The following is a 20403-nucleotide window of genomic DNA, read 5'->3' as shown; positions in this document are numbered from 1 at the left end:
ATGCGTGCGAAGCTTTCACGGTCAATACGCAGCGATTCAACTAAACATCAACATGAAGGCCCTGAGCTTTTATCTTTTGTTGATAGATGTGATCAATGAATTTTCTATCCTGTTTTACCTGATACCCTATTGCAAATTGGTAACTGGCAAAAAATCCAAACATCAAAAGCACTGAACCTATCGCCATTTTTAGCACGGAAAATCGGTTTTTTGGGGGCATGAATGCCGACGCTTTGGGCTCTGCGACATATAGACCCGGATCATTGAATTGACGAATATGTTGAACCTGGGCAAATAGCTCTTTTTTTAATTGCAGGAGAATAAATTTATCATTTAAACGATATTGGCCTTCATAACCAAGCTCCAGACAAATGTAGTATATTTCCAAAATATCAATCCACTTTTCGGCTTGTAAACGCATATCTGCCAGGAATTTAAAAAATCGGGCACCAGCTGAAACCTCGCCAAAAAGCTCAAGTTGCAGGGGGTAGCCCAACCAGCTGTTTACTCCTTGCACGTGAATCATGCATTCATCAACCAAGGCAACCAAAGCGTATTTGGCTTTGTAAATGAACTCTGGATCAACCATTTGTTCAGTAGCTTCCAATTCAAAGCTTGTTAATGCTTCCTTGATGCGGTTGCGAAAAGGTTGAATTGAGCCGCCTTCCTGGATTGCGCAAATTTTAGGACTTAACTCTGCCATTGCTGTAAAAAAATTTGCAAGAGTTGGTAAAATAGTATTGGCTTGAAGCATGGCTTTCCTATTGATATTACATTCAAAATCAGTTGACGAAGAGCTCTTAGTCATAACAGATGAGCTCAAATGGCAATGCTGCCAAATCCTGACTGATAAAAAAAGAAATTCTGCCCTCAGCGATCACTTCCCTCCATTCGGCACATCCTTTATTCATTAAAAAATAATGATAATTGCGCTTTGCAAGTAAATCTTTTCCTGGAGAAGCAAGATAAGTTAAGGAAATACCTTGTGTAAAACTTTTTACAATATTTATCAGCCTGGAAGGAGCGGCAACTTTGATACATTGAAGAATCCGGTTTATTAACTCCTGAGTCAGGTTTTCATGGTACAGGGCTAGACAAAATTGCTTTTCTTCCAAGTCTGATTCACTGAGGCAATCAGATTGATACTGCATTTCAAAGACATGCTGTAGAGGTATATCCAGCGTATTTACAGGCGTGATTCGTTCGACCAGCTCATCAAATCTCACTCTGAGCTTTTTAAATACATCGCCAAGGTTTTGCAGCTCAAACCGAGGCAAATCAGGCTCGCTCAAGGGGGAGTCTGTATATCCCCATAATTCGCCAATCATGAAGGAGCACAGTGAATATAAATAAAAGGGAGGCAAATGGGGAGACTGTTGAATCAGATTCATTTGAGGCAAATAGGTGGTTATGGTTTTGATTAAATTAAAATAGATAAAATCTCCATAGCTAAATTGATTTTGAACATGACGGTATTTTTCTCTTTGCTCCTGCAGTAATTTTAAAAACTGCCTCATTTTGCCAATCCATGATGCAATCCATGCAAAGAGGTTGCCGGATGCGCTGATTTTCAACAAGGGAGGTATGAAATTTCGGCTTAGGCGGTAACTGGCTTGCTGGGCATTGTACTCAAGTTCTGCAATTTGTATAGCAGATGATCCGCTTGGTATATCGTCTTCTAAAGTCAAGCGTAAATGCTGCTTGCCAAGTAATACCTCCCTCTCCCGAGAAGCATCATAAAGATCATGCACTATCTGATAATCCGCCACCCAGGCAGGCGGCTTTTGTAATGCTTGATAACCGCTGATACCCGAGACATAATCTGTCTCGGGTATCGTCAGAAACACCTTCAAGGGAGTTATTGACTGCTCGGGAAGCTTAAGGCTCAGCACATCATCAAATTGATGATTAAAATCTATCCAACGTCCATCTTTTAAAAGCGCAACACAGCAATTGAGGCGAAAAACACCCTGCGGCAGAAACGATTCCTCCCAATGAAGCTCCGCTAATCCCCAGCAAAAAGAATGAGCATGACAATAGGTTAAACTTTGCTGCTTTTGCAGAAAACTGTCCCAGTGCTGAAAATGCTGCTGGCCAAGAAGAACCCCTTCCGCCCAGACTACTTTTCTAAAAGCCATTATTGAATCTCCAGGGCATCATTCTTAACGACGATGTTTAAAGGTTTTAACCAGGAGTTGACCTGGCCAGGCAGGCTTTTTATTGCCTTCCAATCCAGGGCATGATGTTTGCGAAAAATCCCCACCACAGCAATATATTCAGCCTGTGGATGTCTTGGCATTTTGATGAGCTGTTTTTCACCAGGAACTAAGGTTAGTTCCCGTTTATCAAGTAAGGAAGAACCCAAACAGGCTTTATCCGACTTCCATAATTGCCTGAAAGTAGCCTCTTTAAATGGCAAGGCATCGGTTAACTGATAAATTTTGATTCTTACCGGCAAGGCAACCAGTTTGGGATCTGGATTTAAGTACTTATCAGCGGTCAGTTGCACTTGAACCGGGGGCTTTGGCAAAGAATTGCAAGCAGATAAAAAAAGCAAGCCGCATCCAAAAACTGCTTTTATAATATTCATATCCCTATTCCTCGTGTTCTTCGGCAAAAAGACGATTCAATCAAGATGAAAGCAAGAAAAACAGGGGAAGAGATGTAAGATGCATTGAATTTCCATAGAAGTTCCTTCTAAAAATGCTGAAGTTGGGTTTAATCAATTTCCTGTAAATTACACAAACTTTAAAGCAGGTTTGTGAAGGCGCTAAAAATATCACTTAAGCCCCAAAAGCACAAGTGTTGATTGCGAAATAGCAGCAGATGCTTAATAATGTATTTTTAATTGCTTGTAACTGCTCCATATGCAACAGTGGGTAGTTACCGTTGTTTTTGCGGAACAGCACACTTTATTACAGGAGTTATAATGCCAGTTAAAAAGTCCGCTGGTCAGTTAGCTTGCGTCTGTTTTTTTTCCCTGATTCTCTGCGGTTGCTTTCAGCCACCCTACAACCATTTCCGCGAAGATAAGCGCGCATTGCGCCAGACTGGTTTTGGCGCGGCCTTTGGAACTGCGGTCGGCGCCATGGCTGGAACAGTTGCAGGCAGCGCTGGAGCCGGGGCAATTGTCGGCGGTGTAACGGGAGCCGCTGTCGGTATGTATAAAAACAGTAAAAAAGCCATCATCCATGAATTAAAGCAGCAGGATATTGAATTTGTGCAATATGGCGACACACTAACTCTCATTGTACCAACAGATAAATATTTTGAATTTAATAGCCCAAGATTAAACGACATTTGTTATCCGGGCCTTATAAACATTATTCGTCTTTTAAAGTTTTATCCCTGTACGCCTATCTATGTCGCAGGTTTTACTGATGACATCGGCTCCAGGCGTCATAAAAAAATGCTGTCTCAGGCACAGGCCGAGACGATGTTGACTTTCCTTTGGGCCAATAATATTGACGCTCACCGCCTTCATGCAGAAGGGTATGCCGACAAATATGCAATTGGCGACAATAAATTGATAAGGGGCAGCGCTTATAACCGCCGCATTGAAATCCAGTGGTTAAATGCCGCAGCGCCGCAAAAACCGCTTTCGTTCATGGGGGTTACCAAATAGCTGCTGTTTTTTTGCGATCACAGCTATAGCAATTGTCCAGAATGCTTGCTTTTGATACCATGAACGTTTAACTATTCAAGTTTGTTTTCATGCGATCTAGGTTTATCGGCGGTATTCTTCTCATCGTTGGCACATCCATTGGAGGCGGCATGCTTGCCTTACCCGTGGCCAACGCTGCTACTGGCTTTTGGCAATCCTCGCTGTTTTTATTTTTATGCTGGGTTGTCATGACACTTGGCGCCCTTTTCATCCTCGAAGTTAATCTATATCTGCCGCCTGGTAAAAACATGATTTCCATGGCAGCGGCAACCCTTGGTAAACCGGGCATGATCGCAGCCTGGTTAAGTTATCTTTTTTTATTATACACCCTGCTTTCGGCCTATATTTCTGGTGGCGCTGATGTTTTGGGAGGATTGCTCAGGTATGCCGATCTGCATCTCAGTGAGTGGTTCCTGGCTGCACTCTTTACCCTTCTATTTGGCCTTGTAGTCTATGGCGGAATCCGTAAAGTGGATCTATTAAACCGGGGGTTAATGTTTGCCAAACTGGGCACTTACTTTATCCTGATCTTACTCATTGCGCCTTATACCCGTCTTGAAAATTTTGACAATGGGGATTTTCGCAACATCACTGCCACAGTGATGATTTTGATTACTTCCTTTGGATTTGCCATCATTGTTCCTAACCTTCGCGAATATTTCAATGATGATATCAAAGCACTGAAAAAGGTCGTTTTGATCGGTTCCCTGATTCCTTTATTATGTTATCTGGCCTGGGATGCCGTCATTATGGGCAGTTTGCCCTCCGGCGGAGACCATGGTTTGGTTGAGCTGATGCGCGACGAACATACCACAAGCTCCCTTGCTATCATGCTTTCTAATGCAGTCAATAATCATTTCATTTCTTCCTTGTTCAATTTTTTTACTTCAGTTTGCATGCTGACCGCATTTCTTGGCGTTTCCTTATGCCTTATCAGCTTTCTTGGCGACGGGTTGAATATGGTACAAAAAGGCCGCCAGGGGCTCGGGTTATTTTTGTTAACCTTTCTCCCCCCTCTCCTCATCGTCGTTTATTATCCTGGAGCTTATTTGCATGCCTTAAACTATGCCGGTTTTCTTTGTGTAATCTTGCTATTATTGCTGCCGGCAATGATGTCATATGCAGGGAGAAAACGTTTTTCAAACCCATATGTTGTACCTGGAGGCAAAGCAACCCAGCTGTTTGTGATTTTAGCTTCCTTTCTCTTATTGTTCATTGCCTTTTAAGCAAGCTTGCATATCTGCCAGGGATACTGAATACTAAGTCTGAATATATTGACAATTATTGCAATTTTAAATATCATATTGTTTAATTTTTATTCAATAAGGGTGCGTGGTGCCTGATTCCAAATTGATAGGCGGTATATTACTGATTGTAGGTACTTCTATTGGCGGCGGCATGCTGGCTCTTCCCGTAGCCACGGCATCAGCTGGAATGGTTTCCTCCATAATTTTCCTCATTTTATGTTGGCTTATCATGACTGCCGGCGCCTTGTTGATTCTTGAAGTGAATCTTCGTTTGCCTGTAGGCAGCAACATGGTTTCCATGGCCCGCTCAACACTTGGGCTTCCGGGACAGGTCATTTCCTGGGTTACCTATCTTTTTTTTCTCTATACCCTGCTTGCGGCTTATATTTCCGGAGGGAGTGATGTTTTTCAGGATTTGCTGCATAAGGCACATCTCGATATACCCGCCTGGCTTACCTCTGTTTTATTTACTTTATTATTTAGCCTTGTTATTTACAGCGGCATTCGTGCTGTCGATTTTGTGAATCGTGGACTTATGTTCGGCAAGCTTGGCGTTTATCTGCTGCTTGTTTTAACCATCAGCCCCCATGTTCATGCCTCGATGTGGAAAGGTGGTTCATTTGCAACCATAACCGGCAGTTTGATGATCCTGATTACTTCCTTTGGCTTTGCATCCATCGTCCCCAGTTTACGGGAATACTTTAATGACGATATCAAAGCGCTGCGCCGGGTTATATTATTTGGCTCCCTAATCCCTTTATTCTGCTACATTATTTGGGAAGCAGTGATTATGGGCGTAATCGAACGGGAGGGCAGCCATGGTCTTGTGGTTTTAATGGGGAGCAACCATGCAACCAGCGGTTTAACTGCGGCGCTTAGTTCAGCTGTGCACAGTAACTGGATCACAGCGTTTTTTGGCTTTTTTACCTCCATTTGCATGATTACCGCATTTCTTGGGGTATCTCTTGGCTTGTTTGATTTTTTGGCTGACGGATTAAAACTTGCCAAGCAAGGAGTTCAAAAAAAATGCACGTTGGCTTTAACTTTTTTGCCGCCCCTTGCCGTTGTTCTCATAAATCCCGGCATTTATCTGAAAGCGTTAAACTATGCGGGTATTTGTTGTGTGATTCTGCTGCTGTTACTGCCCATGCTGATGGCATGGAGAGGTCGTAAAATGCAGGCCGCCGCCCAAGTTATCTTCCTCCCTGGCGGTAATGTAAGCCTCGCATTGATTGGTATTGCATCCCTCATATTACTGGCCTATGCGGGAAATTTACTATAAATATCAATGCCCGCTTCCAACTGTCTGACTGAACTTTAATAAAAGGGCGCTGAACTAACCATTATTTATAAAGCTTACTTTTAAAACTCCAGTAAGGAATTGATATTGAGTTTTTGCGCAACCTCGAGTTTTGCCGCATCCTTAAATAAGTCTTCTATTTTCATGAAATCAGGCCATAAAGTTTGTAATAAAGTCAATGTTTTATAACCCATTTCAATATCATTACTTAACAGTTGGTCAAGAGTCGCCAACATTTCCCGATCTTTTCCCTGAAATGGCAAAGGCGATTTCTCGTGTGTCTTCATGCGCTTAAACATCTCTTGAAAGGTGCTGGAAATCAGTTTGGGAATCGGCAAATTTCCGTCAAAAACCCGATGATCAGCACTGATGGATACCGGTAAAATATCTTTCGCTATGAATTGCCGAGCTTCCTTATCCCAAACCGGTCGGCGCTCAACTTCAAGCAAGGTAAATTTTAATGCCTCATTGGCCCGGAGCGGCGATTTTGCCTGTTGGTACCCGCAAAAACCGATATTACTGAGAGATACAACTGAATTGCCAGGCATAGGATAAGGATAGACTCCATTTTGAAAGTCGTATAAAAACTCAGCCAATACTTCTTTGAGATATGGATGTTTTTTTTCAAGTTTTTCACGTTTTTTATAACAATACACCATTAGACGCACTATTTGTTTTATTCGCATCGATAAGGTTTGCAAAGGCATCTTATGACAATTGGCAAAAACAATGGTGCCGATATGATCGCCGCAATTCGGAAGCTTTACGACAAGGGCCGTGTATGCTTCCTGACTTTGATAGAGCTTGTGATGGCTTAAGAAATTACGGAATGAATCTTCCAGCATCAAGCCTTGGCTAATGGTTTGCAACATGAGCGTTGTCAGGGTTTCAGAGGGATATTTTTTATTAAAAATATCAAGGCAGCTGACATCAACGCCAAACTGCCCAACCATCGTTGGATCGCTCGGATTGCTCCATTGCGTCATGAACACCTGCCGGAGGGGAGAAAGTTCTATTTCCCTGTGCAAATGATTGTGTTCCTGTATTTGGGGTAGCAGTTTAAGTCCCAAAGAAGTAAAAAATTGCCATTTCATGCTGGGTTGCAAATTAATTTTTTTAAGCTGCTGCTCGTGCTTTTTATTCAGGGATAAAATAAATTCAGCCGTTCCCTGCACACCCAGTAAGGTACATATTGAAAGAACATATTTATATTGCAAAAAAACTTCTGTCAGTAACAATCCTTCAAGATATTCAAGCTTCCGGCTTACCGCCTGAGGATCTGGCAAGCCAATATCCCGATATAAATCTGCTTCGGAAACATGTCGATGTTCGTCTTCAAGTATCGCTGAAAACACTCTTGGGGCGATATCATGTTTTTTTAAGCAACGAAATATTTCTTCTATCCATCCCTCACCAATTAAATTCAACAGGACAACAGCCGTTTTAGGGCACTCTTCCTGGCGGATGAAGTTACATAAGGTTTCAATATCTTCACAATAGGCAGGCGGTAGAGCATAAGGAGCGCAAAGCATATAGACGATTTTCGTAAAAACCAGCCCATGAAAAATTTCATCAAGCAGCTGAACATGCATTCTCTCGCGGTGTGAACGCGAAGCCATTTGAGAGGCAAACTTTAAAGGTATCTGTATTGCAAGAACTTCGAGCTGAGCCAAAAGAGAAAAAGTGTAAATATAGAAAATCTTGTCGTGTTTTAGCTCAAAAGGAAGTCCATGCTGAAAAAGCGTTTGCATACGATGATGGATTAATTCCTTTTCTTCAGGATTTAGCGTTGCCCATCCTTCCTGTATCCATTTTTCTGAGCCCCAGCAAGGCCTTAATAACGCATTCAACTCATTCACAAGAGATTCCATTTATACTACCGTTCGCTGCATCATACAGAGGCAAAAAGCAAATGGTCAAGTCATGAGGGCTGGTCTTTTTTCTTTGCATAAGCGATACTTCCACTGCTTAAATCAGTTCTGCAATTATGGTAAAAGTAAAACCTTTTTTAAAATGGGCAGGCAATAAATACCGCTGCCTTGAGCATATTCTGAATTCCTTGCCGCCCGCGAAACGCTTGATTGAACCGTTTACCGGTTCTGCCGCAGTTTTTATCAATACCAATTACCCAAATTATTTTCTGGGGGAGGAGAATCAAGACTTAATCAACTTGTTCAGGCATTTAAAGGAAGAAGGAGAGCATTTTATTTCCTATTGTGAAGCTTTTTTTATTCCCCAAAACAATCAGGCTGAACAGTATTACAAATTAAGGCACTATTTTAATCATTGCCAAAATGCCAGAGAGCGTGCCGCAATTTTTTTATATCTGAACCGTCACGGTTATAACGGCCTATGCCGTTATAACCGGCAGGGAAGTTATAATGTGCCTTTTGGCCGCTATACCAAACCTTATTTCCCTCGCAAAGAAATGGACTATTTCCACCAAAAAAGCCAGATTGCAGAATTCAGCCATGGTGATTTTCGCCAAACCTTTGCCATCGCTCAAAAGGGCGATTTAATATACTGCGATCCACCCTATGCTCCAAGATCAAAAACCAGCAATTTTTCTTCTTATATTCAAAAAAAATTTGGTGAAAGCGAACAAATCGCCCTGGCTCAGCTTGCCAAAGAATGCGCCCTCAAGGGAATTACAGTCATCATTTCCAATCATGATACTGAATTTACCCGGCATCATTATCAGGGCGGAGAAATAAAAAGCTTTATTGTCCAACGCTCAATCAGCTGCATCGGACAAAACCGCGAAGCCGTCAGGGAGTTACTCGCGGTTTTCCGCTAAGCCAAATTTCATGCACCGCAGCCGCAGTACTTTTCAAAAGCAAGGCTGCTTTGCCAATACATCATTGAATGGTCTGGTTAACATCTCGCCTTTCTTGGCTCATGTGCGAGCGCACAATTGTCTTTGAGAAAAAAGGCAATAATCATGACCAAGAGCAGAGATAAGGGCAAAATAGACAAGGCCAGCTGATAATCAAAAGCTGAATAAATATGTTCTTCAGCTATTGTTGAGGTGCCCTCAAAAGTATCAAGCAACTTGCCAACCAACGGTTGAAAGATAACTCCGCCAAGAGTCACAATCATGTTCGTAGCCGCAAATACCGTTCCTGATAATTCTGCGCCGCTATTCTCTTTCGCCATGACAAATACAATAATTTCTGTCGCACTGAAAAATCCGTATAAGAACAGTAATATGTTCAGGCTGGCATAGGAGAGCCCAGGCCAATAAAGCACAATGCAAATACAGATTAAAGACATTAAAGCGCCAATAAATAATGGCAACACCCGCTTCCCGCTCGCATCAGACAAGTAACCTGCCACTGGCGCGCCAACTGCCCATCCAAGAAACATGGCTGAAACCGTTTTTGCAGCTTGAAGCTTGGTTAAGTGGTGCGCCTGCTCCAAATAAGTTTTACCCCATAACTCGCCGAATACGGATAATGAAGTATATAAACAGGCTCCCACCAAGCCTATCAACCACACTTGCGGTGACATCAGAACCTTCAATACATGATTAAAAAATACTCTTAATGGCTGGGATTTGACTTCGATGCCGCCTGGGCCATCGCGTACGATTAAATAAATAAAAATACTTAAAAATGCGCCAAAAAAGACCATAAGAAACAAGACTCGCTGTAAACCAATCACAACCACAAGTTCAGTCAGCTTTACTTCGCCATAGACCAATCCCATCATACCTAGAGTCGTGATCAGGCCGGCAACGAGAGAAAAGTAACGCCTGGGCAACCAGTGCATGGCCAATGATAAAACACCGACAAAAGCGAAAGACGATCCAAACCCCACCAAAAATCGCCCGCTGCCGGCAATCAACATTGACGAAGAGTAAGTAAACATAAAAGAGCCAATCGTGCAGCAGATGCAAGCGAATGTCAGCAACTTTCGGGGGCCGAAACGGTCCATGAGCATGCCAACGGGTAATTGCATAGGTGAGTAGGCAAAATAATAAAACGCAGACAGCTGGCCAAATGAATAAGCCGAAATATGACCAAAAGCCGCGCTTAGCTCGCTTTGCAATGCACCTGGGATGATCCGTAAGACAAATTCATAGCAATAAAATATCGCCCCAATCGTACAAACCAAAGAGCCAAAAAAAATCTGTCTTTTGGCGGACAGGTTAATTGTTTGCATTTTTATCCGCATGAGCATGGGTTTCTCTTAAGAAAAAAGTCAAAATCGCGGCAATTAAAATGCCAAGCGGAATAATTGACAAGGCAAATTGATAATCCTGAGCTGTGTAGAATTGCTGCATCTTATCGATATGCAAGTCATGCAAGGGAAAATAGGTTGAACGCATATGGGCACTCCAGACCAACAAATCTCCAACTAAAGGCTGTAAAAACATAGCGCCAATCATGACAATCATATTCGTCATCGCTATGGCAGTCCCTGCCGCCTCCCTTGGGCTCAATTCGCGACCAACTGCAAAAACAATGGCTTGAGCGCTGTATAATAAACCCAATAACAGCATCAGTACATTTAAAACAGTATGGTTAAGACCTGGTACATACAGAATGATCACCATGATAATGCCGGCGCCAGCCGCCCCCACCAGCATAGGTAATTTTCGCCGCTTCAATTTATCGGATATCCACCCCATTAATGGTGCGCCAATGGTAAAACCTAAGAATAATAAAGAATTAGAAAAATGCGCATTGGCTTCTGTTAAACCCTGGGCATGGCGCAAATAAGGAATTCCCCAAAGCTCGGCGAATACTGTCGTTGGCAAATAGACTAAACAGCCGTAAAAGCCGTTTATCCAAATTTGCTTGTTCCGCGAAATAAGCATCAAATCAGACATATTTCTTTTGAAGCTGCTGACAGTTCCTCCGGACTTTTTGGATCGCCTGTGATCCCTGATGCCATACCACAGGATGATCATTAAGCCAACCCCGAATATTGCGGTATAATTTGCCGTACTTTGCCAACCAAGCCGGATGACCATGTACCCCAATAAATTATCTCCCGCCATGGCGCCAATGGTGCCTAATGCTGCGGCAATACCTGCAACCAGAGCCAGCTTATCTTCCGGCAGCCAAATAGTCGCTAGCTTTAAAACGCCCACAAAGGCAAAAGCCGAACCCAGGCCTACCAAAAAACGACCTAATGCGGCTACCGAAAACACTTGCGTATCAGCAAACATCAAGGTGCCAATAACGCAAAGTCCGCAAGCCACAGTTAAAAGGCGTTTTGGGCCGTATCGGTCCATTAGGACGCCAACAGGCAATTGCATTGGAACGTAGGCGTAATAGTAAAAAGCCGATAAGAAACCAAAGCCTGCGGCTGATAAATTAAAATGATTACGCAATTCAGTTTCCATAACACTCGGTGAAATTCGCAACAAGTATTCATAGGCGTAATAGATGGCACCTAAAGTACAAATAAACCAAGCAATCAAATTATGTTTCTTATTGTCATGAATAAGCAAAACGATCTCCTTAACGTAATAGGTTAAGCTGAGTTTAAAAATTGAGCGGTGCTATACAGCACCTTTTTGGCTGACCCCGCTCGCGATCGCTGCGTTGGCTACAGCAACGGGCACACGTTCGCGCAGGCGCGGATCAATAGGCTTGGGAATTATATAGTGTGGGCCAAATTCCCACTCGGTTACACCGGGATAATTATCTTTTACTTCCTGCGGCACAGGCTCATGGACAAGCTGACGGATTGCATCAACAGCAGCTATGTGCATGGCCTGGTTAATACAGGTCGCACGAACATCCAACGCGCCACGGAAAATATAGGGAAAACACAAAACATTGTTTACCTGATTCGGATAATCGCTGCGCCCTGTCGCAATAATCAAATTATCGCAAATGGCTTGAGCCAATTCCGGTTTAATTTCCGGATTGGGGTTGGAAAGGGCAAATATAATCGGCCTTGGCGCCATTAATTTTAATAAATTAGCGTTCAATAAATCCGGTTTGGCGACCCCTATAAATACGTCAGCGCCTTCCAGTGCGTCTCCTAACGTTCTTCGCTCTGTGGCCCGCGCAAAAGCATATTTATATACATTCAAGTCCTCACGGCCAGTATGGATAACTCCTTTGCTATCCAGGAGCAGCATATTTTTTTTATCTGCGCCCAAAGCAACCAAAAGCCGCATGGAAGCGATTCCGGCAGCGCCCGCGCCGATACATACAATCCTCGCTTCAGATAAGCGCTTGCCTTGCAGTTCCAGGGCATTGAGCAGCCCTGCCGCAACCACAATGGCAGTACCGTGCTGATCATCATGAAAGACTGGTATGTTAAGCTGCTCGCTCAATGCCTTTTCAATATCAAAACATTCTGGCGCCTTGATATCTTCCAAATTGATGCCGCCGAAAGTAGGCGCAATGCTCTTTGCGGTGGTAATGAAAGCCTGTGGGTCATTGGCATCAATTTCTATATCAAAAACATCGATGCCGGCAAAGCGTTTAAATAAAACAGCCTTGCCTTCCATGACAGGCTTACTCGCCAGAGGCCCTACATCACCAAGACCCAGCACCGCTGTTCCATTGGTCATAACGGCAATTAAATTCCCCTTGGAAGTATAGCGGTACACCGCATCATGATTCTCAGCAATGGCCAATACCGGTTCTGCAACGCCTGGAGTATACGCCAGTGATAAGTCATTTTGAGAGTTGGTAGGCTTGGTCACATGTACGCCGAGTTTTCCAGGAACAGGAAATTCGTGATAATGCAATGCCCGTTCTTTTAAAACATCTTTATTCAAAGTGCTTGCTCACTCTTCAAATAATCCAGCAAAAAATCATATAGAAAAATTTATTCAATGAACAGTTTTTTTCGCAAAAAAAAGGCGCAAATTGCTGCGCCTATGATTTTTAGCTTATTTTCTATTATAAAATCAATACATTAAACTTCAGTTTGAGATGCATCAAGCTTTTTATAGCGATCACGGAATTTTTGAACGCGCCCGCCAGTATCTACTAATTTTTGTTTACCCGTGTAGAATGGATGGCAGTTAGAACAGACTTCAATATTCAAATCATGATCTAAAGTAGAACGGGTTTCAAATGAGTGACCGCAACTACAGGTCACTTTCACGGTGTTATATTCAGGATGAATTGCAGATTTCATAATACCACTCACTAAATTTTACATTCAGCACCGCCACTTGAGCGCTGCAGCATATTCTATATCCAGCTGTAAGATATGCTTTATTACCTCAAGCACCATGCCCTTTATAAGCTAATGCGGAACATTAACAGATAGAGCGATATAAATCAAATACAATTTGGCTTTTGATAACATTAGCGCCAATGAGAGACAATCGCATTTGATCCACGCTGCAAGCCTGGTTCATGATACCAAACATATGCCGGTTGCTCTGGGTCTGGTTTTTCTGCGCTTATAATATAAGCTATCGTATGGTATCGTAACCATTGCTGTTAGAGAAGGCGTTATCATGAATAACGCTTCTTTTTACATTGCCAAGCGTGGGACATAAAAGGACAGGCGCCCGTCTCAACACTTCCTATTTATTAAACAGGCGTCATCTGCAGGCTGATAAATTAGGTTGAAACAACATATGAAAGACTGGAGTGCCAGGTTAATTCCCAAGGTTCTATCAGGAGACAAAAAATTACAAAATAATTTTTTCTTATCCATATTATTAAGTATCATTCCGGCTGCTTTTGCAATCGGCACAACGGTATTTAATTATTCGATTTTTCTCTCTATTTATCCCTCAAGCTGGATTCCTTATTGGATGCTCGGGGAAGGATTCACCATTTTCATACTGGGAAATATCTTCTCCCTATACACCCCGAAAAATTTTAAAAAATACATCCAGGCCAATTTTTTGGCAATCAGTCTTATCCTGATTTTAATATTGCTTCTAAACTGGTCAACCTGGTACTGGGCTCCATTTATCAGTATTTTGCTCTTAAGGGCATGCTCAAGCCTCCTTGGGGCAATTATCTGGAGTTTTATCTCTACATTATTTTTCTATCGTCAATATAAAGCCATTTTCAATCGCTTTACCATTACTGCCTCGCTGTCATCAATTATTGCGCCGCTTTTATATGCGGGTATAACTTCTGTTCTGAATGTATCGGTATTGCCTCTTTTGTTTCTGATTTTTTTAGTGATTGCTTTTTTTCTTACAAGCTTTACCGCGCAAATCATTGACACAGAACCAAGTGGGGAAAATCATAAGAAAACCGTCTCCAGCTCGCCGATACGTTATCCGTTGTTTAGGGTGCTAGTCATCATATTTATACTTTTTAGCACTATATTTCAGGCGGCCGAGTTTTTATTTAGAAAACAATTAGAAATGAATTTTGCTGATAAAGAACAAATCGGTACCTTTGTCTCACTCTTTATGTTATTAGGCAATGCAGGATCATTAGGCACACAATTCATCGCTTCATCAGTTTTTTCAAGGGTTAAATTTCATATTATTCTGCAGTTTATTTTTTCACTGATTTTAATAGCAGGAATAATTTATTGGATAACGCCTGCGCTTTGGCCAGCTGTAATATTGTGTGGAATTGGAATTGTGTTCGACTATGGTTGGCTTTCTATGATTTATAAAAATATTATCAACATTTTCCCGCCACTCATTATCATAAAAAGTCAAATTTTCATTAAATCTTATTGCAATCCGCTTTCTTCTTTGATAGCCGCATTTTTTGCACTGCTTTCCACTCAATCAACCATTATTATCAATTACTTTCCCATATTCTTTATCGTGCTTTCCATCATAGGCATTATACTCTCCATTCAGTTGTTTAAACGTTATTCCCTAACGCTAAAAGAAATGATTATGACCAGCGGCTTTTCCTTTGCAATGCAAGATGAGAAAGAGAAAGAATATATAAAAAATTTGATTTTGACGACAATAAACAAACCTTCCGCGGGTTCAATGGAGATTGCATTAGTCACGCCGAGGCTGTTTGAAACGCCTCCTTCTTCGCTCTATAAGATACTCGCTGATAATAGCAAAAAAGAACTTCATAATATTGTCATCAAGGTTTTGGATCAATACCCTTCAACTATTTTAGATTCTAATAAATTAATCGAACTGTATCAGAAAGCGGACTTAAATCAAGAAACCCAGGATTTACTGTATAAGCTTTTAAGTAATGTTCATTCAGGCATATTAATTAAAGATGCAAAAGCGCGGCTGGAAGAAAATCCTACCGCAAAAAATGCATTATTAATTTTATTAAAACACGGCGACATATCTGACTATATTTTTGCTATTAATTTAACGAAAAAATTTGCTGATTCAACAAGTGCTAAAAACCGTATCATTGCCGCAAAATTACTGAGTTCATTAGGACCAGGCCGGCTGTATGATATCAAAGAAAAATTGCTGACAGACAAAGAACCATTAGTGCGCATCACAGCCTTTCACCATTTACCCGCGCAAGATGTGGTAGACATGTTGCCAATTTTAGGAAAATTTCTTAATCACAATACCATAAAAATCCTGCACCAAAGGTTTGAAATAGCAGAGTTGCTTCCTCTGGCAAATCAACTCATGGATCTTTATTACAAGAATCCACATGAATACAGTGAATCCGCACAAAATTTTATTGTTCCCCTGCCTGATCAAGGCGTGGAACCCTTTATTATTGAATTCCTGAAAGAAAAAAACACTTATTTAAGAACAATTATTGCCAGGCAATTATTGGAACGAAAAAAGAGCGTGACTTTCTCTAAAAAATTATGCGAATCGTTACTGGATGCAATGCATTTTGAAGTCAAGCTCATTCAACAATATCAATTGTTGATGGCTTTAGAATCCCTGCGACAGCTAAAACCCTTGTTGCATAATCGTATTTATTACGCCAAAGAACGTTTTTTATATTGGTATGCGGCGTATCATGTAAATACAGCCAATATTTCTTCCAATATCCCAAGAATAAACCCCTTTCATGTAACTCCTGACAATAAAAACATTCAAGATAAAGGCATTGAATTTCTCACCACTCATGAAAACAAACTGCTCGTTTGCAAACTTATAGAAAAGGCCTTTGATGATACAGTGAATTTAAACGTGGCGGAGCAAGACTGGCAAAGCATATTGCTTGATGACCCCTGGCTTGTTAATTGCTTATCGCAACATCCAATTGGAGATATGGCAGACATGAATCTTTTACAAAGGACTATCGCGCTTCAACAAACCGATTTTTTTGAATCATTACCCGATGAAGTGTTATACGAGCTTGGACAATCATGCGAGATTTTAGATTGCGCTCCTGAACAGATAATCATCACTGAGGGGGAGGAAGGCGACAGCCTGTATGTCCTTGTTCAAGGAGAAATATTAATTTATAAAAATAATGAACTGCTTGCTACCCTCAAACCTTTTAATTGTTTTGGGGAAATGGCTTTGTTTGGGGCAAATAAACGCACTTCTACAGCCATAGCAAAGGATCGCGCAATGTTGCTTGTTTTGAACAAAGCGGACTTTTTCACCATCACCAATGCGTTCCCGCAAATTTTGCAGAATATTACTCGAATTATCTCGCAACGGTTTCAGGAACAAATTGCCATGTTGGAAAGTAAAATACAAGCTCTTGAAACAATGAATCGCAAAGCAGGCAATTCTTTTACTATATAAATTAAATCTTTAAATAAAAGCGCTTGATATATGGTACGCCTCCCAGTGACGATGAGATCCCTTACAATGCATTAAGCAAATTTTGATCATGATTCACTTTAATTGAACCCAGACTGGCGCATGATCTGAAGGCCTTGCAGCTCTCCTTGGCTCGATATCAATCCCGCTTTGCTCACAACGCTTCAGCATGTCATCGCTCAACAAGATGTGATCAATTCTTAAGCCGTTATTGCGCCGGAAACCGCCTGCGCGATAATCCCACCAGCTAAATTTTTGCTCATCGGGATTAAGCGTGCGAAAGCTGTCTTTTAAACCCAGTTTTAGCAATTCAAAAAATGCTTCTCGCTCCGGCGGGCTAACATGGATACACCCCTCCCAGGCTTTCGGGTCATGCACATCGATATCTTTTGGCGCGATATTAAAGTCGCCCACCACTGCAAGATTGGTATATTGCTTAAGCTGATGAGCAATATAATCCCTGATTTTTTCAAGCCAACTTAACTTATATTGATATTTATCAGAACCGATTTCACTTCCGTTTGGCACATATAGATTAAGCACGCGGCACCCTGCGGTAGTTGCAGCGATCATCCTGCGCTGCGTATCTTCAAATCCTGGTATTTCACAGGTTACTTCTGCTATCGGTTGCCGGCTGATAAGGGCAACGCCATTGTATGTTTTTTGCCCAGAAAACGCCACGTTGTATCCTAAACCCTCAAATGGCTCTTTGGGAAAGTATTCATCTAAAATTTTAGTTTCCTGCAGAGCCAAAATATCAACATTGGTTTTTTTTATCCAATCGAGCACTTGCGGCAAGCGTACTTTTAATGAATTAACGTTCCAGCTTGCAAGTTTAAGCATACCATTTTCCTTTATATTCAATTAGCAGGGGAGCATGGTCTGAAAAACGCTCATCACGGTAAATTTCCGCGCTGTGCACACTGCTTGCCAGACCTTGGGTAATGACTTGATAATCTATGCGCCAACCAACATTTTTTTCAAAAGCAAGCCCCCGGTTTGACCACCAGGTATATTGCTCTTCCTGCTGATTAATGACTCGAAACGCATCGATAAACCCCATAGAGCCAAATAAATCGTCCATCCATGCGCGCTCTTTGGGCAAAAATCCTGAGTTTTTTTGGTTGCTGCGCCAGTTTTTTAAATCAATTTCTTTATGGGCAATATTATAGTCACCGCAAATAATCAGCTCCCTTCCCGCGGATTTCAAAGCCAGCAAATGTTTGGCAAAACGGGCAAGAAACTCGTATTTTATTTTTTGGCGCTCATCGCCGCTGGTGCCGGAAGGCAAATAAAGGGAAATTACGCTTAAACCCGGATAATCAAACTGGATATAGCGCCCCTCCATGTCACAAATATCAAACCCCAGTCCTTTAACGATTTTTTCAGGCTTGTGGCGCGCATAAAGCGCGACCCCGCTGTAGCCTTTTTTGACCGCATCATAATATTCACAGTGATAATCGGCAGGAAAATAGAGCGACTCGGGCAGGAGTTGCGTTCTTTGTGCTTTCGTTTCCTGGATACAAACAAAGTCCGCCTGTTTTGCATTGAGCCATTCATAAAAACCCTTCCGAGCAGCGGCTCGAATCCCATTTGCGTTAAAACTGATAACTTTCACAACGGTTCACCTTGACCTACCGGGCGCAGCTTCATGGCAATTCTTGCCAGACGCTCACCCAATTTTTTTGCCAAATTCATTTCGTCCTGACTAATATCATAGTCATTATTCACCCCCCCTACATGCGTAGCCCCATAAGGCGTCCCCCCTGTTTGAGTGGTATTGAGCGGCGGCTCGGTATAAGGCAAGCCGACAAGAACCATGCCATGATGAAGCAAAGGCAGCATCATGCTGAGTAAGGTGGATTCCTGCCCGCCGTGCATGGATGCCGAAGAAGAAAATACTGCAGCAGGCTTGTTCACCAACTGACCGGAAAGCCAGAGAGAGCTTGTCCCATCCAGAAAGTATTTTAATGGGGCTGCCATATTGCCAAACCGGGTCGGACTTCCTAATGCGAGCGCTGCGCAATCCCGAAGATCGTCAAGCGTTGCATAAGGCGCGCCAATATCAGGGACGGACTTCTCCACTGCCTCACAGGTAGCGGATACTGGAGGTACAGTGCGCAGACGAGCCTCAATTCCATCGATGAATTCCACACCGCGGGCGATATACCGGGCAAGTTTTGCTACAGCGCCAGTTCGCGAATAGTACAGTACCAAAACATAGGGTTTTGCCATTGTAGCTCCTGTTCATTGAGGGCGCATCATCAATTACGTTTATGAAACGATAGTTTGTATAATTTACAGTCAGAAATAGTAATGGATGACACGCCCTAAAACCATAGTTGGCTGAATAAAAATACCAAGGTAATCAAAAAACCAACCATAGGAAATAATAACGAGTAATTTTTCCCGGCTCCCGCATCAATACCTTTCACTTTGATGACGATTAGAGCGAGATTAATGACTGCAAAAACGCACAAAATGATGCTGCTTGTCGCCTTTGCCAACACTTCGATATTAAACCCCAAGGCTAAAAAAAGAATGATAAAGACCACAAAGGCCGTGGCCCAAATTGGCGTTTGGGTTTTTGGATTGACGCTTGCAAAAAAAGCCAGTGTTTTTTGCTTCTTTGCCATTCCGTAAATCACCCGTGAAGCCATAATAATCTGGGCAAAAGCGCCATTAACGATTGCCACCATGCTAATGAGAGATATTAAAAAAGGTGAATATCCTTTTTGTGTAATAAACGCGGCAAGCGGCGCATCAGTTGTACTCAACAGAGACATGGGCAATACCAATATCATCGCCAACGCGACAATAATATACAAAAAACTCGCCAAGGCCAGCGCCAGGAAAATTGCGGCCGGCAGCGTTTTTTCAGGATTTTTTATTTCTTCTGCGATGTTAACCATATCTTCAAAGCCAATATAGGCATAAAAAGCAATAAAAGCCCCTGAAATAACCCCGGCCCAATCCTTGAGCATGAAAGGCGGCTTCTCTTGCCAAAGCACGGGCAATTTTTGAAAACTGTCTGCGGCATAAAACAGAATAAGCAACAGGCCGAGAAGTTCAATCAGGGTAATGATCATAACCATTACGGCAGACTCAGTGATGCCCAAAACAGCAACCGCGCCCATACAAAACAACAGCAAAAAGACAGCAAGCCATTGGGGAAGTGTCACAAAAACCTGTAAATATCCAACAAATCCCTGCGTGATGGCTGCAGCAGACACAACGCCCGTCAAAACGACAAGCCAGCCAATTAATTGGGACAACCATTTTTTTTGAAAGGCTTCTTCAACATATGCCGCTTCTCCAGCGCTCAATGGATATCGGGAGCTCAATTCCGCATAGGAAACAGCAGTAAAAAATGCAATCAATGAGGCAAGCAAAAAAGCCAGAGGGGTATAAATACCTGCCTGGGCTGCAACCTTGCCTATCAGCACATAAATGCCCGCCCCCAAAATGGTGCCCAAACCATAAAAGGTGACCAGCATAAGCCTTAAGGATCTCTTAAGGCTGACAGATTGTTTTATCCTCAAGGATCTGCCTTTCAAGTTTTTTA

At 42.2% G+C, this 20403-nt stretch carries 17 protein-coding genes; 5 read left to right on the top strand and 12 right to left on the bottom strand.

Annotated features, from left to right (window positions below; all coding sequences use genetic code 11):
* Positions 1-40: 40 nt before the first annotated feature.
* From icmH to tssJ, 3 genes are read right to left on the bottom strand one after another with little or no spacing between them, the layout of a single operon-like run.
* Positions 41-754 (bottom strand): type IVB secretion system protein IcmH/DotU, encoded by a 714-nt coding sequence (gene icmH, locus Llon_RS00750; protein WP_162261936.1) that lies wholly within the window; start codon positions 752-754, stop codon positions 41-43.
* Positions 755-800: 46 nt separating this feature from the next.
* Positions 801-2138 (bottom strand): type VI secretion system baseplate subunit TssK, encoded by a 1338-nt coding sequence (tssK, locus tag Llon_RS00745; protein ID WP_058528161.1) that lies wholly within the window; start codon positions 2136-2138, stop codon positions 801-803.
* On the bottom strand, positions 2138-2590 hold the full coding sequence (gene tssJ / locus Llon_RS00740; protein WP_058528160.1) for a type VI secretion system lipoprotein TssJ: 453 nt from the start codon (positions 2588-2590) through the stop codon (positions 2138-2140). The genes tssK and tssJ overlap by 1 nt, the downstream gene beginning before the upstream one ends.
* A gap of 339 nt (positions 2591-2929) precedes the next feature.
* On the opposite strand from tssJ, the gene cmpA reads away from it, so the two are divergent.
* The 3 genes from cmpA (at position 2930) to Llon_RS00725 (ending at position 6193) form a co-directional block, all read left to right on the top strand.
* Positions 2930-3625 carry a C-OmpA-like family protein CmpA gene (cmpA, locus tag Llon_RS00735; protein ID WP_058528159.1) on the top strand — a complete coding sequence of 232 codons (696 nt, stop codon included), beginning with the start codon at positions 2930-2932 and terminating at the stop codon, positions 3623-3625.
* 89 nt (positions 3626-3714) lie between these two features.
* Positions 3715-4890: an amino acid permease gene (locus tag Llon_RS00730; RefSeq protein ID WP_058528158.1), complete on the top strand. Its 1176-nt coding sequence runs from the start codon at positions 3715-3717 to the stop codon at positions 4888-4890.
* Positions 4891-4999: 109 nt separating this feature from the next.
* Positions 5000-6193, top strand: coding sequence for an amino acid permease (locus Llon_RS00725; protein WP_058528157.1), 1194 nt, complete (start codon positions 5000-5002; stop codon positions 6191-6193).
* 80 nt (positions 6194-6273) lie between these two features.
* On the opposite strand, the gene Llon_RS00720 is transcribed toward Llon_RS00725, so the two are convergent.
* A complete protein-coding gene (locus Llon_RS00720; protein WP_058528257.1) occupies positions 6274-8070 on the bottom strand; it encodes a 2-oxo acid dehydrogenase subunit E2 in 1797 nt (598 codons plus the stop codon).
* A 128-nt stretch (positions 8071-8198) separates the two neighbouring features.
* Here Llon_RS00720 and Llon_RS00715 point away from each other — a divergent pair, with 128 nt between their 5' ends.
* Complete coding sequence (locus tag Llon_RS00715; protein ID WP_058528156.1) at positions 8199-9008, top strand: Dam family site-specific DNA-(adenine-N6)-methyltransferase; 810 nt, start codon at positions 8199-8201, stop codon at positions 9006-9008.
* Between the two features lie 77 nt (positions 9009-9085).
* Here the strand turns inward: Llon_RS00715 and Llon_RS00710 are convergent, their stop codons facing one another.
* From Llon_RS00710 to rpmE, 4 genes are all read right to left on the bottom strand, one after another.
* Entirely contained in the window at positions 9086-10375 is a 1290-nt protein-coding gene (locus Llon_RS00710; protein WP_058528155.1) for an MFS transporter, read from the bottom strand.
* On the bottom strand, positions 10362-11666 hold the full coding sequence (locus Llon_RS00705) for an MFS transporter (protein WP_412754096.1): 1305 nt from the start codon (positions 11664-11666) through the stop codon (positions 10362-10364). Before Llon_RS00705 ends, Llon_RS00710 begins: the two co-directional genes overlap by 14 nt.
* A gap of 57 nt (positions 11667-11723) precedes the next feature.
* On the bottom strand, positions 11724-12959 hold the full coding sequence (locus Llon_RS00700; RefSeq protein ID WP_058528153.1) for a malic enzyme-like NAD(P)-binding protein: 1236 nt from the start codon (positions 12957-12959) through the stop codon (positions 11724-11726).
* Positions 12960-13099: 140 nt separating this feature from the next.
* A complete protein-coding gene (gene rpmE / locus Llon_RS00695; RefSeq protein WP_058528152.1) occupies positions 13100-13324 on the bottom strand; it encodes a 50S ribosomal protein L31 in 225 nt (74 codons plus the stop codon).
* Positions 13325-13775: 451 nt separating this feature from the next.
* Between rpmE and Llon_RS00690 the strand changes: the two genes are divergently transcribed.
* A complete protein-coding gene (locus Llon_RS00690; RefSeq protein ID WP_058528151.1) occupies positions 13776-16820 on the top strand; it encodes a cyclic nucleotide-binding domain-containing protein in 3045 nt (1014 codons plus the stop codon).
* A 93-nt stretch (positions 16821-16913) separates the two neighbouring features.
* Here the strand turns inward: Llon_RS00690 and xth are convergent, their stop codons facing one another.
* The 4 genes from xth to Llon_RS00670 all read right to left on the bottom strand — a co-directional run bounded on the left by xth (position 16914) and on the right by Llon_RS00670 (position 20380).
* Positions 16914-17681 (bottom strand): exodeoxyribonuclease III, encoded by a 768-nt coding sequence (gene xth / locus Llon_RS00685; RefSeq protein WP_058528150.1) that lies wholly within the window; start codon positions 17679-17681, stop codon positions 16914-16916.
* Positions 17674-18456 carry an exodeoxyribonuclease III gene (locus tag Llon_RS00680; RefSeq protein ID WP_058528149.1) on the bottom strand — a complete coding sequence of 261 codons (783 nt, stop codon included), beginning with the start codon at positions 18454-18456 and terminating at the stop codon, positions 17674-17676. Before Llon_RS00680 ends, xth begins: the two co-directional genes overlap by 8 nt.
* Positions 18453-19073: an NAD(P)H:quinone oxidoreductase gene (gene wrbA / locus Llon_RS00675; protein ID WP_058528148.1), complete on the bottom strand. Its 621-nt coding sequence runs from the start codon at positions 19071-19073 to the stop codon at positions 18453-18455. The genes Llon_RS00680 and wrbA overlap by 4 nt, the downstream gene beginning before the upstream one ends.
* A gap of 95 nt (positions 19074-19168) precedes the next feature.
* Entirely contained in the window at positions 19169-20380 is a 1212-nt protein-coding gene (locus tag Llon_RS00670) for an APC family permease (RefSeq protein ID WP_237758227.1), read from the bottom strand.
* Between the last annotated feature and the right edge of the window lie 23 nt (positions 20381-20403).

The organism is Legionella londiniensis, assembly GCF_001467825.1.
Taxonomy (GTDB): domain Bacteria; phylum Pseudomonadota; class Gammaproteobacteria; order Legionellales; family Legionellaceae; genus Legionella_A; species Legionella_A londiniensis.
This window is presented reverse-complemented; position numbering and strand designations above follow the sequence as displayed.

Excerpts from the sequence above, each read along its gene's own strand:
- icmH (WP_162261936.1), bottom strand. The coding sequence starts at position 754 with ATGCTTCAAGCCAATACTATTTTACCAACTCTTGCAAATTTTTTTACA.
- tssK (WP_058528161.1), bottom strand. The coding sequence starts at position 2,138 with ATGGCTTTTAGAAAAGTAGTCTGGGCGGAAGGGGTTCTTCTTGGCCAG.
- tssJ (WP_058528160.1), bottom strand. The coding sequence starts at position 2,590 with ATGAATATTATAAAAGCAGTTTTTGGATGCGGCTTGCTTTTTTTATCT.
- cmpA (WP_058528159.1), top strand. The coding sequence starts at position 2,930 with ATGCCAGTTAAAAAGTCCGCTGGTCAGTTAGCTTGCGTCTGTTTTTTT.
- Llon_RS00730 (WP_058528158.1), top strand. The coding sequence starts at position 3,715 with ATGCGATCTAGGTTTATCGGCGGTATTCTTCTCATCGTTGGCACATCC.
- Llon_RS00715 (WP_058528156.1), top strand. The coding sequence starts at position 8,199 with ATGGTAAAAGTAAAACCTTTTTTAAAATGGGCAGGCAATAAATACCGC.
- Llon_RS00710 (WP_058528155.1), bottom strand. The coding sequence starts at position 10,375 with ATGCAAACAATTAACCTGTCCGCCAAAAGACAGATTTTTTTTGGCTCT.
- rpmE (WP_058528152.1), bottom strand. The coding sequence starts at position 13,324 with ATGAAATCTGCAATTCATCCTGAATATAACACCGTGAAAGTGACCTGT.
- Llon_RS00690 (WP_058528151.1), top strand. The coding sequence starts at position 13,776 with ATGAAAGACTGGAGTGCCAGGTTAATTCCCAAGGTTCTATCAGGAGAC.
- xth (WP_058528150.1), bottom strand. The coding sequence starts at position 17,681 with ATGCTTAAACTTGCAAGCTGGAACGTTAATTCATTAAAAGTACGCTTG.
- wrbA (WP_058528148.1), bottom strand. The coding sequence starts at position 19,073 with ATGGCAAAACCCTATGTTTTGGTACTGTACTATTCGCGAACTGGCGCT.